Source organism: Blautia sp. MSK17_66 (assembly GCF_020538025.1).
Lineage (GTDB): Bacteria > Bacillota > Clostridia > Lachnospirales > Lachnospiraceae > Blautia_A.
Window position 1 is genome coordinate 55,857 of sequence record NZ_JAJBNQ010000015.1, and the last position, 17,057, is coordinate 72,913.

The window sequence follows — 17,057 nt, forward strand, 5'->3', positions numbered from 1 at the left end:
GCAGGTGATAAAATGGAAAATATAGTAATCATCGGTGCAGGTCCCGCCGGAATTTCAGCTGCTCTGTATGCGGCGAGAGGAAATCTGAATCCTCTTGTGATAAATAACGGTATCGGAGCACTGGAAAAGGCGGAGAAGATCGAGAATTATTATGGCCTGGAACAGCCAGTTTCGGGCAGGGAGCTTTATGAGAGAGGACTTGCTCAGGCAGAAGCCCTGGGTGTCCGTATCATAGAGGCAGAGGTGCTGGGAATCAGCGGTTTTGATACTTTTACAGTAAAGACCACAGCCGGAGATTTTGATACGGTCAGCGTGATTCTGGCGACAGGAGGGAAGCGAACTGCTCCGAAGATTCCAGGTCTCAGGGAATTTGAGGGGAGAGGTGTCAGCTATTGTGCTGTCTGTGATGCCTTCTTTTACAGAGGCAAGGAAGTTGCTGTTGTCGGAAATGGTGATTTTGCTCTTCATGAGGCAGAACAGCTTCGGAATGTCACACAGGATGTGACAATCTATACAGATGGAAAGAAACCGGAATTTTCCAGAGAACATCCTATCTCAGTTAATACGATGAAGATTCAGGCAATTGAAGGCGAGGATAAGGTTTCCGGTCTTCTGATGCAGAGTGATGCGTCTGTACAGGAAGCAGAAACACAGGTAAAGTCGTTTTATCCGGCAGATGGAGTTTTTATAGCACTTGGTACTGCCGGAAGTACGGAGATTGCCAGACAGATGGGGGCGGAGATCACCGATAAGGGCAACATTAAGATAAATAAAGAGATGGAAACGACCATTCCAGGACTTTTTGCGGCGGGAGACTGTACGGGAGGGCTTCTTCAGGTATCAAAAGCGGTTTATGAAGGCAGTATGGCCGCCATCAGTGCAGGGAAGTATGTCCGCAGCAAAAAATCTTCATAAAAAACAGGTAAACGGAAATCATATATCTGAGCGTACTGTCAAAGGACAGAGCTTATAACAGGAGGAATCATTATGGCAAAAGTAATTACAGCAGCGAATTTTGAACAGGAAGTTCTTAAGGCGGAGAAACCAGTGTTGTTGGATTTCTGGGCAACCTGGTGCGGACCATGTATGCGTCAGGGTCCGATCGTTGAGGAACTGGCAGAAGAGGGATACTGTGTAGGCAAGATCGACGTTGACCAGGAACCGGAGCTGGCGCAGAAATTCCGTATTATGAGTATTCCGACACTTCTGATCTTCCGAAATGGTCAGGAAGCAGAGAGACTGGTCGGACTGACTCCAAAAGAAACAATTAAGGAGCTTCTGGATAAATAAGGTCCAGAAAGGTTTATAAGATTTATGAAAATATTACTGGCAGCATGTAATGCAAAATATATTCATTCAAATCTTGCTGTATATGATCTCAGGGCATATGCGTCTGCTTATCAGGAGCATATTCTTCTGAGAGAATATACGATCAATCAGACGAAAGATGAGATTTTGAAGGATATTTATCTGACTGGAGCGGATGTAGTCTGCTTCTCCTGCTATATATGGAATATTTCTTTTGTAAAGGATCTTCTCTGTGATCTGCACAAAATACTTCCGGAAACAAAATTCTGGGCTGGAGGACCGGAGGTTTCCTTTGATGCGGAGGCTTTCCTCAGAAAAACACCACAGATGACCGGAGTTATGACAGGAGAAGGTGAAAAAACATTTCTGGAGCTGGTGCATTATTACGTGGACGGGGAGGGATCTCTGACCGAGATTCCGGGAATTGTCTATCGTGACGGAGAAGAAATCCACAATAATGGCTGGAGAGAATTGACAGATTTAAGCGAAATTCCTTTTGTATATGAGCAGCTTGAGGATTTTGAGAACAAGATCATTTATTATGAGAGCAGCAGAGGATGCCCGTTTTCCTGCAGTTATTGTCTGTCTTCTATTGACAAGAAGTTAAGATTTCGTGATCTGGAGCTGGTCAGAAGGGAACTGCAGTTTTTTCTGGATCACAGAGTGCCGCAGGTCAAGTTTGTAGACCGGACCTTCAACTGCAGGCATGAGCATGCGATGGAAATATGGAGATACATTCTGGAGCATGATAACGGAGTGACAAATTTCCATTTTGAAATTTCGGCAGATCTTCTTCGGGATGAAGAAATTCAGCTTATGAGTAAAATGCGTCCGGGGCTGATCCAGCTTGAGATAGGCGTGCAGTCCACAAATACGGACACCATTCATGCAATCCACAGGCACATGGATCTCGTGAAACTGGAAAGGTCTGTCGCAAAGATCCACAGTTTTGGAAATATTCATCAGCATCTGGATCTGATCGCAGGTCTTCCATATGAGGATTATAATACGTTCCACCGTTCTTTTAATGATGTTTACGAAATGAAACCGGATCAGCTTCAGCTGGGATTTCTTAAGGTTCTGAAGGGGTCTTTGATGGAACAGGAAGCACAGAAGTACGGAATCCTGCACAAAGAAAAAGAACCATACGAGGTACTTTCTACAAACTGGCTTTCTTACAGAGAAATTCTGAAGCTTAAGCGGGTAGAAAGCATGGTAGAGGTTTACTACAACAGCGGACAGTTTCAGAATACACTGGAATATCTGGTGCCGCAGTTTGAGGATGCTTTTATATTTTATGAAAAGTTGGGTGCTTTTTATGAAGAGAAAGGATACAGTGAGATTTCACATTCCAGAATGCGTCGTTATGAGATTTTGCTGGAGTTTCTGAAGGAGGAGACACAGATCGATGCAGAAACAGCGGCACAGTATATGCTGTATGATCTGTATCTGAGAGAGCGGCTGAAGAAACGACCTTCCTTTGCAGCAGACCAGAAACCGTATGAGAGTGCAGTCTGGGCTTACAGAAAAGAACACAGGATATCCAGAACTGCACATATAGAAGTTTTTCCGGGTGGAAAAGCGATTCTGTTTGATTATGAAAACAGAAATCCACTGTCCAATAATGCGGCAACAGAAAATGTTGTGCTGAGGATGGATAACGAAATAGAATGAGGTGACAAAAATGGGAATGTTTGATCCGAAAAAGAGAAAAATATTTGCGGCTGTAATTGCAGTCGTTCTTGTCCTTGCCATGGTAGTTCCAAGTATTCTCTCCATCCTTTTATAACAGAGGATAAAGCGAAATAGAAAACGGAGGAAAATACATATGAAACTTGGGCAGCAGGCGATGGAGGCACTGAAAGCACAGATTGACGGTTCGCTTAAGCAGGGTGATGATCTGGTAGTTGCAGGTGTGATCGGAATCAGAGGGACACAGCTTTTGATGCAAAAAGAGAGAGAAACACTGCTTCAGTATTTTTCAGACGGATTTCTCTGGAGTACAGCCCGCATTCTGGAGAAATGCAGTGTATCAGCAGATATTTCGGAAATATTTAAAGGCAAGGTTCATGCAAGATATGACCTTGGTGTGGGAGGAGTCCTAAGCGGTATGTGGAAGATGGCAGAAGCCTCGGAAACTGGTCTTAGGGCAGATCTCCGTGCGATTCCTGTCCGTCAGGAAACGATTGAAATCTGTGAAAGGCTGGATGTGAATCCGTATAAACTACTGTCAGAGGGAGCTGTTCTTCTGGGATGTACAGACGGAGAAAAGCTGGTACAGGAACTTTCGCATCATCAGATTCCGGCAGCTGTGATCGGCAAAGCAGTTGCCGGCAATGACAGACTTTTGTACAGTGGAGAACTTACCCGTTATCTGGAAAGACCGTCTCAGGATGAACTGACCAGATTTGCATGGGGCGGAGAATGGAGAAAGGATAAGAAATGGCAAAGTTAAATATTGTACTGCATGAGCCGGAGATACCGGCAAATACAGGAAACATCGGAAGAACCTGTGTGGCGACAGGAACAAGGCTTCATCTGATCGAACCGCTGGGGTTCAGTCTGAGTGAGAAAGCAATCAAACGTGCGGGAATGGATTACTGGAAGGATCTGGATGTAACTACATATCTGGATTACGAGGAATTCCTCAGAAAGAATCCGGGTGCCAGGATTTATTATGCAACAACCAAGGGACTTCAGACATATACAGATGTTCAGTACGAAGAGGACTGCTTCATTATGTTTGGCAAAGAAAGTGCCGGAATCCCGGAAGAGATTCTTATGGAAAATAAGGAAAACTGCATTCGTATTCCGATGATCAATGACATTCGCTCACTGAATCTGAGTAATTCAGTGGCAATTGTTTTATATGAAGCTTTACGGCAGAATCAGTTTGATCATATGCAGCTTCAGGGACAGCTGCATGATCATCAGTGGACATAAAATTAAAAAAAATAAGGATAAGCAAAAAGGAGGTATCTGCATGGATCTGGAAAGATATCGCGTTTATTCGGAAATTGCACGTGGAATTCGAAGACCTTTTCTCGTTTTCAAAAATGCAAACGTATTCATGGCTCATTCAGGTGAGTTCTGTAAAGGAGATGTGGTAGTTGAAGACGGGGTTGTTGTTGGAGTCGGAGAGTACGAGGGAGAAACAGAAATCGACATGGATGGAAAATATCTCTGCCCGGGATTTATCGACAGCCATCTTCATCTGGAATCAACTCTGGTAACGCCCGGTGAACTGATCAGACAGGTGGCACAGTGCGGCACGACAACGTTTATTGTAGATCCTCACGAGTCGGCAAATGTTTCAGGAACGGATGGGATTGACTATATCCTGGAACAGACGGAGGAAGTGCCGGCAAATGTCTATGTCATGATGCCTTCTTGTGTACCGGCTACGCATGTGGATGATAACGGATGCATCCTTACTGCAGGCAAAATGAAAGCATATCTGAATCATCCCAGAATCCTTGGTCTGGGAGAAGTGATGGATGCGGTTTCTGTCATTAATGGAAGTGTAGCCATGCATGAGAAACTGTCCGTCTTTAAGGACAGAGTGCGAGATGGCCATGCACCGTTTCTTTCATCAAAAGATCTGGCAGCATACGCACTGGCAGGAATTTCGACAGATCATGAATGTGTGACTTATGAGTATGCTATGGAAGAACTCAGAAATGGGATGCAGGTACTGATTCGTGAAGGAAGTGCAGCGAAGAACCTGGAAGCGATTGTCAAAGGCATTGTAGAGCATCACACGGATACTTCAGGATTCTGTTTCTGTACAGATGACAAGCACATTGAGGAGATCCGCAGGGAAGGACATATTGATTTCAATGTAAGAAAGGCAGTGCGGCTCGGGCTGAAGCCGGAACAGGCAATCAAAATGGCGACCATACAGGCAGCAAAATGCTATGGCCTGCATCATCTTGGGGCAATTGCACCAGGTTATCAGGCAGATTTTGTTGTACTGGATAATCTGGATGAGATGAATGTACTGGAAGTGTACCATAAAGGTAACAAAATCATCCGAGATGAAAAAGTTGAGATCCGTCCGTGTTCACCGCAGCTCAAAAACACAGTTCATCTTCTTGGCTTTAAAGAATCCAATCTTCGACTTCCGTGGAAGCAAGGCAGGGTACATATTATCAAAATGTTCGCGGGACAGATCGTTACAGAAGATATCATGGAAGAAGTCGGCTATGTCGACGAAAATGGGCAGAAGTTCTTTAAAGCGGACGAAACTTATCAGAAGATTGCAGCAGTAGAACGTCATAAAAATACTGGAAAGGTTGGTGTGGGAATTGTAAAAGGATTTGGCCTTCGGGGTGGTGCAATCGCATCCAGTGTATCTCATGATTCCCATAATCTGATCGTGATCGGAGATAATGACCATGATATGTATCTGGCAGTACAGGAGCTTCTTCGTGTGCAGGGCGGCTATACGCTGGTTGAAAATGGAGAGGTATTTGACACACTTCCTCTTCCGATCATGGGACTTATGAGTGATGCCGGATACGAAAAGGTAAATGAGAAACTGGCACGAATGATACCAAAAGCACATGAGATGGGGATACCGAAGGGATTTGACCCGTTTATTACCCTCTCCTTTATGGCACTTCCGGTTATTCCACAGATAAGAATTACGCCAAGAGGTGTTTATCTGACAAAGGAAGACAGAATGATCCAGAGTCCATTTGACCATTGATAAAAAATCATAACAACAAATCTGGAAGCTGACAACAGGCAAAGTAGAAATTTCTACTTTGCCTGTTCTAATGTGAAGATAAATTCAGTTCCAACGCCTTCTGTGCTGATCACGTTGATATGCTGACCGTGAGCGGAAATGATCTCCTTGACGATTGCGAGTCCAAGCCCGGTGCCCTTCTGATCTTTGCCACGGGAACGGTCAATTTTGTAAAAGCGTTCCCATATCCTGTTCAGGCTAGATTTGGGGATTCCGATACCGTGATCTTTAACGGATACGAATATTTTGCCGTTTTTTTCTGTTGTCTCAATCGTGATCGTAGAATGATCAGGACTGAATTTGATCGCGTTACTTAGAAGATTGTACAGCACCTGCTGAATCTGTTCCAGATCTGCATGAGCATACAGAGTCTGACCGGACAGGATCAATTCAAGAAGGATCTGACGGGTTGTACAGGTTCCTTCAAAAGATGCGGCGGTGCTTTTGATGGTCTGGTTGATATCAAAATCCTGGATATTCAGCATCCGTTTGTGGATATCCAGCTCATTCAGAGTTAGAAGACCGCGGGTAAGCTTCTCAAGTCGTTCTGCTTCGTAGGAAATGATCTTGAGGTATTTTTCCTGCATTTCCACAGGAATTGTACCATCGATCATAGCTTCCACATAACCTTTGATGGAAGTCAGCGGTGAGCGGAAGTCATGGGAAATATTTGAAATAAACTGTCGCTGATATTCTCCATTACGATTAAGCTTATCAGCCATGTAATTCAGATTACTTGCAAGATAACCAAGTTCGTTTTCGGACTTTACCGGAATCTGATAGGAGAGATTTCCATTGGCAAATTCAGAAGCACCCTTTGTAATAGCATAAAGTGGTTTCCGTATATAAAAACTGTAAAAGAGAAACAGTACAGCAGTCATCAGATAGGTGATGACAAACAGAAGCTGAATGATCCAGAGAAGGCTGCTGCGGCTCTGGTACAGATCACTCATGAGATAGTGAACTGCCACATATCCCCGGATATTCAGATGTTCTGTAATAGGTGCAATGGTACTTAAACGGGAATCATGAAAGTATCCGTAAAAATCTCCAATCTGATAATAATTACTGCCCCAGGAAGCAGGATCAAAACCATCCAGATCAATGGGATGATCCGGCGAAATATCCTTGCGGGTGCTCAGGATGATCTGTCCGTTGCTGTTGATGATCCAGATGATCGTATCCGGATAATTGGCAGCCAGGGACAGAGTATTCTGGACAGATTCTACATTTGTAGAAGTGATGTTATGACGTACAAGATCACTTTCTGCAATGCGGTGGGCAGTCTGGTATATGTCTGAGGTGATGGATTTTTCCAGTCTTGCCTCCAGTAGATGAGAGCCCACAAATGTTACCAGAAAAAATCCCAGGATACCGAGCAGGATGTAGGTAGCAAAAAACATGGAGGTTAATCGTTTTTTCATTTTCTGACCTCGAATTTATAACCGATTCCCCAGACAGTTGACAGACTCCACTGCGGATGATCCTTGATCTTTTCACGGAGACGTTTGATGTGGACGTCAACGGTACGTGTATCCCCGATATATTCATATCCCCAGATATGATCAAGAAGCTGCTCACGGGTAAAAACTTGATTCGGGGACGAAGCAAGGAAGTAGAGAAGTTCCAGTTCCTTTGGCGGCATATCCACGTGATTTCCCATGTAGGTGACGGAGTAATTGGTCAGATTGATCGTAAGATCCGGATAGCTGACACTTTTCTCGGATGGATTTACTGCAGGCTGTTTGGCCTTAAAGCGGCGCAGTACTGCACGGACGCGGGCAACGAGTTCTTTTGTATCAAAAGGTTTGATGATGTAGTCATCTGCACCAAGTTCCAGTCCCAGTACCTTGTCGAAGGTTTCGCCCTTGGCAGAAAGCATGATGATCGGTACATCTGAAACATGACGGATCTCCCGACAGACCTGATAGCCGTCGATGCCCGGAAGCATCAGATCAAGAAGTATGAGATCCGGTGAAAAGCTGGAGAACTCTTTAAGTGCCTGCTCACCATCATTTACAATGCTGGTTTCAAAACATTCCTTTGTAAGATATAAAGAAATCAGTTCTGCAATATTATTGTCATCATCTACGATTAAGATTTTTTGCTTTGTTACCATAATAAATATCGCCTTTCCCTTGGTTTTGTTTTGACTGTTATTTTTTGAATTCTACGATCGTTACACCGGCATCTCCCTCACCGAATTCACCGAGACGGTAGGATGCGACATGCTTCTGGCGCTTGAGATAGTTGTGAACGCCTTTTCGCAGGGCACCGGTTCCCTTACCATGGACGATGCGAACGGTTTTGAGATGAGCCAGATAAGCATCATCAAGATATTTGTCGAGTTCAGCAACAGCCTCATCCACGGTTTTACCAAGAAGGTTGATTTCGGTAGAAATGCTGGTGGATTTGGACATACGGATCTTTCCGGCTCCTGTACGGGAAAGAGAAGGTGTTGTAATTACCGGTTCATCAATAAGTTCCAGGTCAGAAATATGAACCTTGGAGCGTATGATGCCCATCTGCACAAAAAGATAACCTTTGGAATCAGGACGGGTACTGATCGTACCTTTAAGATTCATGCTGAGTACCCGAACGGTATCACCCGGACGTACATCTTTGGCAGAGAGTTCCTTTTTCGGCTTCTTTTTGACGGTGGGCTGTGCCATTTTCTGTTCAGCCTTATTGAGGCGCTGGCGAAGCTGCTGGCGTTCTCTTTCAACAGCGGCAGTATCTACATATTCATTATGGAATTTGTGGAAAAGCTTCATGGTCTGATCGGCATAATCCTTGGCTTCCTGCAGAACCTTGTGAGCTTCTTCGTTAGCCTGACGGATGATGCGGTCCTTCTGTACATCCAGTTTCTCCTGCTTGGTCTCAAGCTGTTTCTTGAGAGTCTCAATTTCCTGCTTATACTGTGCAATCTCTGTACGTTCATTTTCAATTGTGATACGGCTTTCCTCAAGGGAAGTCAGGACATCCTCAAAAGATTCATCCTGCTCATTGATCTGCTCCCTGGCTTTGTCAATGATGGAAGATGGAACACCGAGCTTGGATGAGATTGCAAAAGCATTACTCTTACCCGGAATACCGATCAGCAGACGGTAAGTTGGGCTTAAGGTTTCTACATCAAATTCGCAGCTTGCATTTTCGATACCGGAAGAAGACAGTGCAAATACCTTGAGTTCACTGTAATGTGTGGTTGCCATGGTCCGGATTCCTCTGTCATGGAGATAAGAGAGAATGGAAATGGCAAGTGCGGCACCTTCTGTCGGATCGGTTCCGGAACAAAGCTCGTCAAACAGAACAAGAGAATGCTGATCTGCCTTCTCGAGAAAAGAAACGATATTTGTCATATGAGAGGAGAAGGTACTTAAGGACTGCTCAATGCTCTGCTCATCTCCGATATCTGCATATACTTCATGAAAAAGAGCCAGCTCACTGCGGTCCAGAGTCGGAATGTGAAGACCTGACTGTCCCATAAGGGTCAGAAGACCGACTGTTTTGAGGGAAACTGTTTTACCACCGGTATTTGGACCAGTGATGACAAGAAGGTCAAAAGTATCTCCAAGACGAATGTCGATAGGCACAACCTTTTTCTTATTGATGAGTGGATGCCGAGCCTTTTTGAGATTGATACGGCCTTCATCATTAAAAATCGGTTCGCTTGCATTCATTTCCATGGCAAGAGCAGCTCTTGCAAAAATAAAATCAAGCTGGACCATGATGTTCAGATTAAGAGAAATGGCTTCCCGTTCGACAGCAATCTGTTCGCTGAGATCTGCAAGGATCACTTCAATTTCCTTCTGTTCCTGGAGTTCCAGTTCACGCATATCGTTGTTCAGTTTGACAACAGACATTGGTTCAATGAAAAGGGTAGAACCAGTGGAAGACTGATCGTGGATCATACCAGGAACCTGACCTTTATATTCAGCCTTAACAGGCACGCAGTATCTGCCGTTTCGCATAGTGATCACAGCATCCTGAAGATAACTTCTGGCACCACCGTTTACCAGTCCGGATAACTGTGAATGGATACGGTCATTTGTTACCTTCATATTTCTTCTGATCTGACGAAGAGCCGGACTTGCATCGTCACTGATCTCATCTTCAGAAAGAATGCATCGGCGTATTTCAGAAGAGAGTGGGGTGAGGGGAGAAAGTCCGTCAAACATATTGTCAAGAGAATCATCCGGTATGTCAGCACGATCCCGACGAGAATAGGCTTTGACATGGGAGGTGTTCTCAAGAAGACTGCAGACAGAGAGAATTTCCAGAATACCAAGAGAACTTCCGATCTCAAGGCGTTTCAGAGATCCACGGATATCCTTGACATTACCAAATGAAATGGAGCCTTTCTGGAAAAGGCGTGTCAGGGCATCACGGGTCTGAAGCTGCATGGTCCGGATCACTTCGAGATCGGTGGAAGGCTCCAGTGTTCGACAGAGATGTTTGCCCATGCCGGAGGAGGCTTTTTCGGTAAGCTTTTCTATGATTTTAGGGTATTCCAGTGCATTTAATGCTTTTTGATTCATAATAATTCCTCGTTATTTTTTATAATCTTTTAGTCTTCTCTATTCTACATGATTTCCGATGGAATGAAAAGACAAATAGACGGATTTTATTCATAAAAAATTCATAAGTTTCTGCTAAAATAAACTAGAATTGTTAGGCTTTACATCATAGGAGAAAAGATATGGCCAAACGGAATGATAAAGAAATATCTTCGGAGAACTATACTTTTATAAAAGAAACCATAAAAGAGCAGCCAACAAAGACGGGGCTGCCGGCCAAAATACTGACAGCAGCCCTCTGTGGAGTGATCTTTGGCAGTTGTGCAGCGTGTGCAATGGCACTGATCGTTCCGAAGGCGTTGGAGAAACTTGGCAGTGTGGCAGAACAGAAAGCTGTGGTAACTCTGACTCCCGCGGCCAAAGAGTCACTGGAACAGGAAACGCCAGCACTGCAGTTATCAGAAGAGAAGAAGGAAACAGCCACTGAGAAATCTCAGGATAATCTGTCGGATGGGATAAGTCAGATTGCAGAAATGCCGCGAAGAGCACTTGTCCGTATCTCAGCAGCAGGAGAAGATGCAGATCTTCTGGACGATTCTTTTCTGGACTATGGCGAGGGAGAAGGGTTCGTTTTTCTGAAAAATTCAGATGCTTTTTATATATTGACGCTTGCAGATCAGATGGATGAGGCAGATAAGTTTACTGTTACATTTTCTGATGAAACGACAGCAGATGGAATTTTGTGCAAGAATGATTTTCGCACGGGACTTATGGTGATCAAGGTTCCTTTTGCATCAGTAGGTGAAGAAACGCAGGAAGAAATTCCGGCGGTTTCACTGGCCTCAGAGGATGATATGAAACAGACAGATGCTGTCATTGCCATCGGAAGCCCTACAGGAGATTATGATTCCCTGATAGCTGGAACCATAGCGGCTGTCACAGGTACTCTTAAGATTGCAGACGAGGAGTATGGAATGCTTACGACAGATATGGCAGGTGATGAGAACAGCAGGGGGATTCTTCTGAATGAGGACAGTGAAGTTGTCGGTATCATATGGAATCAGGAAGAGAACAGGACAAATGTGATCCGTGCGGTAGAAACAGCACAGCTGTGCCCGCTTCTTGAAAGTATGGCAAACAGCGAGGATATCCGTTACATAGGCATTGAAGGAGTAACAATCTCATCCGTACAGTCAGAAAGTCTTGAGATTCCGAGAGGAATTTATGTAGATTATGTGGAGGTGGATTCACCGGCAATGTCAGCCGGAATACAGAACGGAGACATCCTGCATACTCTGGACGGACAGGAAATACAGTCAATGGAAGAGTATGCATCTGTGCTTCAGGGGCTGAGTAAGGGAACAAGTACGAAGGTCAATGTGTATCGTAAGAATCCATCCGGAGAATATACAGATGTAGAATTAGCAGTAAAGGTAACTGTTCAGTAGAATGTGTCCGGAAGGATACGGTGACATTTGTGAAAGTGGACTGAGACATAGAAGATACAGGACAGTTAAAATAAAGGAAAACAGAAAGGCAAGAGTAACATGCGATTTATTAATGAATTACATGAAGGAGACAGACTCAGTGGAATCTATCTCTGTAAACAGAAACAGGCAGCAACAACAAAGAATGGTAAACCATATGAGAACGTGATCCTTCAGGATAAGACAGGCGTTCTGGATGGCAAGATATGGGATCCCAATTCCCTGGGAATTGATGATTTTGATGCGTTGGATTATATTGATGTTGTCGGAGATGTGACAACCTTTGCGGGAGCAATGCAGCTGAATATCAAGAGAGTCCGCAAAGCAGGAGAGGGAGAATATGATCCGGCAGATTATCTTCCGGTGAGTGAAAACAGCACAGATGATATGTATGGTCAGCTGCTTGGAATTATTAAGACAGTAAAGAATGAGTATCTGTCCGCTCTTCTGAATAAACTTTTTGTAGAAGATAAGGAATTTTTGAAATCCTTCCAGGAACATTCAGCGGCAAAAACCGTTCATCATGGTTTTATCGGAGGGCTGATGGAGCATACTTTAAGTGTTACAAAGCTTTGTGATTATATGGCAAATGCTTATCCGCTTCTTAAGAGAGATCTTCTGATCACAGCAGCACTTCTTCATGATGTGGGCAAAACAAAGGAACTTTCCTCTTTCCCATTGAATGATTATACAGATGAAGGGCAGCTTCTGGGACATATCATTATCGGTGCTCAGATGATCCATGATCTGGCAAAAGAGATCCCGGATTTTCCGGAAACACTGGAGAATCAGCTTGTACACTGCATTCTGGCACATCACGGAGAACTGGAATATGGTTCACCAAAGAAACCGGCACTGGCAGAGGCTGTGGCGTTAAATCTTGCAGACAATACGGATGCCCGTATGGAAACACTGACAGAGATTTTTGCAGCAGATAAAGGCAAGAAGGAATGGCTTGGATATAACAGGCTTTTTGAATCAAATCTGAGAAGAACAGGAGACGTTTGATCCTCATGGAATATCGTAAAAATGACATTGTTACGTTAGAAATTGTGGACTGCGGAACAGATGGTGAAGGCATTGGCAAAGCTGATGGCTTCACTGTTTTTGTAAAGGATGCAGTTATCGGAGATACTGTTAAAGCAAAGATCATAAAGGCAAAGAAGAACTATGGATATGGCAGGCTGATGGAAATCATTAAACCTTCACCATATCGGGTAGAGCCAGTGTGTCCATCTGCCCGTCAGTGTGGCGGATGTCAGCTTCAGGCAGTTTCTTATGAAGAACAGAAAGTGTTTAAAGAAAAGAAACTTCGGGGACATCTGGAGCGGATCGGTGGATTTCATGACCTTCCTATGGAGCCGCTGATCGGTATGGATGAACCATATCATTATAGAAATAAGGCACAGTTTCCGGTTGGACGGAATAAAGAAGGCAGGATTATCACAGGATTTTATGCCGGTCGTACGCATGCGATTATTGAGAATCGTGATTGCGCTCTGGGAATTCCACAGAATAAAGATGTGCTGGATCGCGTGATCGCTCATATGGAGAAATATAATATTGCACCTTATGATGAGATGACAGGCAGGGGACTGGTGCGCCATATTTTTGTGCGGTACGGGTTTTTTACAGGAGAAATTATGGTCTGTCTGATCATCAATGGCCAGGAACTTCCGCATCAGAAGGAACTGATCGAGAAGCTTTGTGAAATTTCGGGAATGACGAGTATCTCTCTGAATATCAACAAGAAACGAAATAACGTGATTCTTGGTGATAAAGTAAAGACCATCTGGGGACAGGAATTTATCACAGATAAGATCGGAGACATTTCCTATGAAATCTCGCCGCTTTCCTTCTTCCAGGTAAATCCGAAACAGACCTGGAAACTGTATTCCAAAGCACTGGAATATGCGGATCTTCATGGAGAAGAAACTGTCTGGGATCTGTACTGCGGTATTGGAACAATCTCACTCTTTCTGGCACAGAAAGCCAGATTTGTCCGTGGTGTGGAAATCGTTCCTGCGGCAATCGAAGATGCGAAGCGAAATGCCAGGATCAATAATATCGAAAATGTAGAATTCTTTGTCGGAAAAGCCGAAGAGGTTCTGCCAAGAGAATATGAGAAAAACGGCGTCTATGCAGATGTGATCGTAGTCGATCCCCCGCGAAAGGGCTGCGATGAAATGCTGCTTAAAACCATCCTCAAAATGCAGCCGAAGAGAGTTGTCTATGTGAGCTGTGACAGTGCGACACTCGCCAGAGATTTGCGATTCTTGTGTGATAATGGATATGAACTGAAGAAGGTCTGCGGAGTGGATCAGTTCCCACAGACGGTGCATGTGGAGACGGTAGTACTGCTTTCCCACAAAAAGCCAGACGGACATATCAACGTAAAAGTTGAGTTTGGCGAGGGTGAGGGAAAAGTTCCACTTGATAATATTGCTAAAAGAGCGGAAAGCTATAAGCCCAAAGAACGAGTGACCTACAAAATGATAAAGGAGTACATAGAAGCTAAATACGGCTTCAAAGTACATACCGCATATATCGCAGAGGTAAAGAGAGATTTAGGCTTGCCGATGTACGATGCTCCTAATGCGGTAGAGGAATTGAAACAGCCGAGGAAGCATCCGACAGTGGAGAAAGTGGAAGCGATAAAGGATGCGTTGAAGCATTTTGAAGTGATTTAATGAGGATAGGCGTATCATTAGAAATAGTGGTACGCTTATTTTTGTCCTTTTTCGCAGATTTGTCCTTTCCCCTGCTTTCCAATATAATGAAGCTAAAGAAGTGGAGGTGTGCTTATGAGAGAGAAATTTAATCATCTGTATTTGGATAGCCACGAAAGAAAACTTTTGATACATAGCCTTGTAGAGTTAAAAAATCAACTTATTCAGCAAGACAGATATACGGATTGCATTGACGAGCTTATTTTTAAGGTCACAAATGCACCGACCAAGAGAATGAAAATTGAATATGTCTAAGGCAGATTACAAAGCCGCTTATTCTTATTGATTTTAAGAGTAGGCGGCTTTTTTGCGTTCTCTGGTACTGTTTACATAGCCACCTTGACAAAGTGGCTAAATCTATGCGAAAGGAGGACGCATTTATGTCAAATTGCAAAGTGATTGCTCTGACTAACCAGAAAGGCGGTGTCGGAAAAACAACAACAGCGGTCAATCTGGGCGTAAGTCTGGTGCAGCAGGGTAAAAAAGTCCTGTTGATTGATGCCGATGCACAGGCAAATCTCACGATGGCTCTGGGTTATAACAGACCAGACGATATTCCCATAACGCTCTCTACTGTGATGCAGAACATCATAGACGATACAACGCTTGATGTTTCACAGGGTATTATCCACCACAGAGAGGGCGTTGACCTGCTTCCGTCAAACATTGAGCTGTCGGGCTTTGAGGTAAGGCTAATCAATGCAATGAGCCGTGAGCGTGTGCTGAAAACCTATGTCAATGAGGTTAAAAAGAATTACGATTATGTGCTTATTGATTGTATGCCGAGCTTAGGTATGATAACCATCAATGCTCTGGCGGCGGCTGACAGCGTGATTATCCCTACACAGCCCCACTATCTCTCGGCTAAAGGTCTGGAGCTTTTACTTCGCTCCGTATCAATGGTCAAGCGGCAAATCAACCCCAAGCTGCGGATAGACGGTATCTTAATGACTATGGTAATACCCCGTACCAACATTTCTAAGGAAATTACGGCAACGGTCAAAAGTGCATACGGTAAGAAAATCAAGGTATTTGATACCGAGATACCACATTCTATCCGTGCGGTGGAAGCTACCGCAGAAGGCAAAAGTATTTTTGCTTACGACAAAAGCGGCAAGGTTGCCGCAGCCTATGAGCAGTTAGGAAAGGAGGTGGCAGAGATTGGCGAGAAGCAGAGAAACCAAAATCGAGCTGACCGCATACGATGACCTTTTTCAGACGGACGAAAGCCGTGAGGAAGCAAAGCTAAGCAAGATACGGGATATTCCCATATCGGAGATTGACGAGTTTCCAGACCACCCGTTCAAGGTTTTGATGGACGAAGATATGGAACAACTTGTTGAGAGTATCAAGCGAAACGGTGTAATGACCCCTGCGACAGTTCGCTTAAAAGAGGACGGACGGTATGAGCTTATCAGCGGTCACAGGCGAAAAAAGGCTTGTGAACTTGCGGGGCTTGAAACGCTGAAATGCGAGGTTAAAGAGCTTACCCGTGACGAAGCCATTATTGTGATGGTGGAAAGTAATCTCCAACGCTCCGTTATTCTACCAAGTGAAAAAGCCTTTGCGTATAAAATGCGGTTGGAAGCTATGAAACGACAAGGTGAAAGAAGTGATTTAACTTCGTCCCCAATGGGGACAAAGTTGAGGAGTGATGCTGAACTTGCCGAAAAGGTTGGAGAAAGCCGCAATCAAATTCAGAGGTATATCCGTCTAACGGAGCTTGTTCCCGAAATCCTGCAAATGGTAGATGAAAGGCAGATTGCTTTTCGTCCTGCGGTTGAGGTTTCTTATCTGACCGAGGAACAGCAATACACCCTGCTTGAAGCAATGGAGTACAACGATGCTACCCCGTCATTGGCACAGGCTATCAAAATGAAGAAGTATAACCAAGACGGCAAGCTTACTTCCGAGGTTATCCAGTCCATTATGGAGGAAGAAAAGCCCAACCAGAAGGAAAAACCTGCTTTCCGTGACGAGAGGATAACCAAGCTCATTCCCAAGACTGTTCCCAGAGGGCAGGAAACGGATTTTGTTGTCAAGGCGTTGGAGTTTTATAACCGACACTTGCAGCGGAACAAGGCTCACGAGAGATAGCCACACATCGAGGGCGAGGTCTGCCCATTTGAGTGGATAGCCATTATTTCGGCTTCCCCCTCTCCACACCTCACCCCCTAACTACTGCCAGTAACTATCCGAGAAAAGAAATACTTTAGGCTGTCCATAACGGGCAGCTTTTTTCGGTCAGTAAGGCAAAATATTCAAT

General features: G+C 44.3%; 15 protein-coding genes. 12 read left to right on the forward strand and 3 right to left on the reverse strand.

What is annotated here, in order from left to right:
- Positions 1-12 precede the first annotated feature (12 nt).
- From LIR34_RS09465 to ade, 6 genes are all read left to right on the forward strand, one after another.
- Positions 13-915 carry an NAD(P)/FAD-dependent oxidoreductase gene (locus LIR34_RS09465; protein ID WP_173902609.1) on the forward strand — a complete coding sequence of 301 codons (903 nt, stop codon included), beginning with the start codon at positions 13-15 and terminating at the stop codon, positions 913-915.
- A 72-nt stretch (positions 916-987) separates the two neighbouring features.
- Complete coding sequence (trxA, locus tag LIR34_RS09470) at positions 988-1,290, forward strand: thioredoxin (protein WP_173902610.1); 303 nt, start codon at positions 988-990, stop codon at positions 1,288-1,290.
- A 24-nt stretch (positions 1,291-1,314) separates the two neighbouring features.
- Positions 1,315-2,982: a B12-binding domain-containing radical SAM protein gene (locus LIR34_RS09475; RefSeq protein WP_173902611.1), complete on the forward strand. Its 1,668-nt coding sequence runs from the start codon at positions 1,315-1,317 to the stop codon at positions 2,980-2,982.
- Positions 2,983-3,136: 154 nt separating this feature from the next.
- Complete coding sequence (locus LIR34_RS09480) at positions 3,137-3,763, forward strand: AIR synthase-related protein (RefSeq protein ID WP_161285216.1); 627 nt, start codon at positions 3,137-3,139, stop codon at positions 3,761-3,763.
- Entirely contained in the window at positions 3,751-4,251 is a 501-nt protein-coding gene (gene trmL / locus LIR34_RS09485) for a tRNA (uridine(34)/cytosine(34)/5-carboxymethylaminomethyluridine(34)-2'-O)-methyltransferase TrmL (RefSeq protein WP_161285215.1), read from the forward strand. Before LIR34_RS09480 ends, trmL begins: the two co-directional genes overlap by 13 nt.
- A 40-nt stretch (positions 4,252-4,291) precedes the next feature.
- On the forward strand, positions 4,292-6,019 hold the full coding sequence (gene ade / locus LIR34_RS09490; RefSeq protein ID WP_173902612.1) for an adenine deaminase: 1,728 nt from the start codon (positions 4,292-4,294) through the stop codon (positions 6,017-6,019).
- Between the two features lie 53 nt (positions 6,020-6,072).
- On the opposite strand, the gene LIR34_RS09495 is transcribed toward ade, so the two are convergent.
- Genes LIR34_RS09495 through LIR34_RS09505 form a run of 3 tightly spaced genes read right to left on the reverse strand, consistent with a single transcriptional unit; the run spans position 6,073 to position 10,596 of the window.
- Entirely contained in the window at positions 6,073-7,482 is a 1,410-nt protein-coding gene (locus tag LIR34_RS09495) for a sensor histidine kinase (RefSeq protein ID WP_173902613.1), read from the reverse strand.
- Positions 7,479-8,177 carry a response regulator transcription factor gene (locus tag LIR34_RS09500; RefSeq protein WP_161285212.1) on the reverse strand — a complete coding sequence of 233 codons (699 nt, stop codon included), beginning with the start codon at positions 8,175-8,177 and terminating at the stop codon, positions 7,479-7,481. Before LIR34_RS09500 ends, LIR34_RS09495 begins: the two co-directional genes overlap by 4 nt.
- A gap of 37 nt (positions 8,178-8,214) precedes the next feature.
- Positions 8,215-10,596, reverse strand: a complete 2,382-nt coding sequence (locus LIR34_RS09505; protein ID WP_173902614.1) for an endonuclease MutS2 — start codon at positions 10,594-10,596, stop codon at positions 8,215-8,217.
- A 161-nt stretch (positions 10,597-10,757) separates the two neighbouring features.
- Between LIR34_RS09505 and LIR34_RS09510 the strand changes: the two genes are divergently transcribed.
- The 6 genes from LIR34_RS09510 to LIR34_RS09535 all read left to right on the forward strand — a co-directional run bounded on the left by LIR34_RS09510 (position 10,758) and on the right by LIR34_RS09535 (position 16,888).
- Complete coding sequence (locus LIR34_RS09510) at positions 10,758-12,023, forward strand: S1C family serine protease (RefSeq protein WP_173902615.1); 1,266 nt, start codon at positions 10,758-10,760, stop codon at positions 12,021-12,023.
- A gap of 99 nt (positions 12,024-12,122) precedes the next feature.
- On the forward strand, positions 12,123-13,070 hold the full coding sequence (locus LIR34_RS09515) for a 3'-5' exoribonuclease YhaM family protein (RefSeq protein ID WP_161285209.1): 948 nt from the start codon (positions 12,123-12,125) through the stop codon (positions 13,068-13,070).
- Positions 13,071-13,075: 5 nt separating this feature from the next.
- The gene (rlmD, locus tag LIR34_RS09520; RefSeq protein WP_173902616.1) at positions 13,076-14,752 is read left to right on the forward strand and encodes a 23S rRNA (uracil(1939)-C(5))-methyltransferase RlmD; all 1,677 of its coding nucleotides are present in this window, start codon (positions 13,076-13,078) and stop codon (positions 14,750-14,752) included.
- A 114-nt stretch (positions 14,753-14,866) separates the two neighbouring features.
- Complete coding sequence (locus LIR34_RS09525) at positions 14,867-15,046, forward strand: hypothetical protein (RefSeq protein ID WP_055199999.1); 180 nt, start codon at positions 14,867-14,869, stop codon at positions 15,044-15,046.
- A 125-nt stretch (positions 15,047-15,171) separates the two neighbouring features.
- A complete protein-coding gene (locus LIR34_RS09530; protein WP_055199998.1) occupies positions 15,172-15,999 on the forward strand; it encodes a ParA family protein in 828 nt (275 codons plus the stop codon).
- Positions 15,953-16,888: a ParB/RepB/Spo0J family partition protein gene (locus LIR34_RS09535; RefSeq protein ID WP_055199997.1), complete on the forward strand. Its 936-nt coding sequence runs from the start codon at positions 15,953-15,955 to the stop codon at positions 16,886-16,888. The genes LIR34_RS09530 and LIR34_RS09535 overlap by 47 nt, the downstream gene beginning before the upstream one ends.
- Positions 16,889-17,057: the final 169 nt, after the last annotated feature.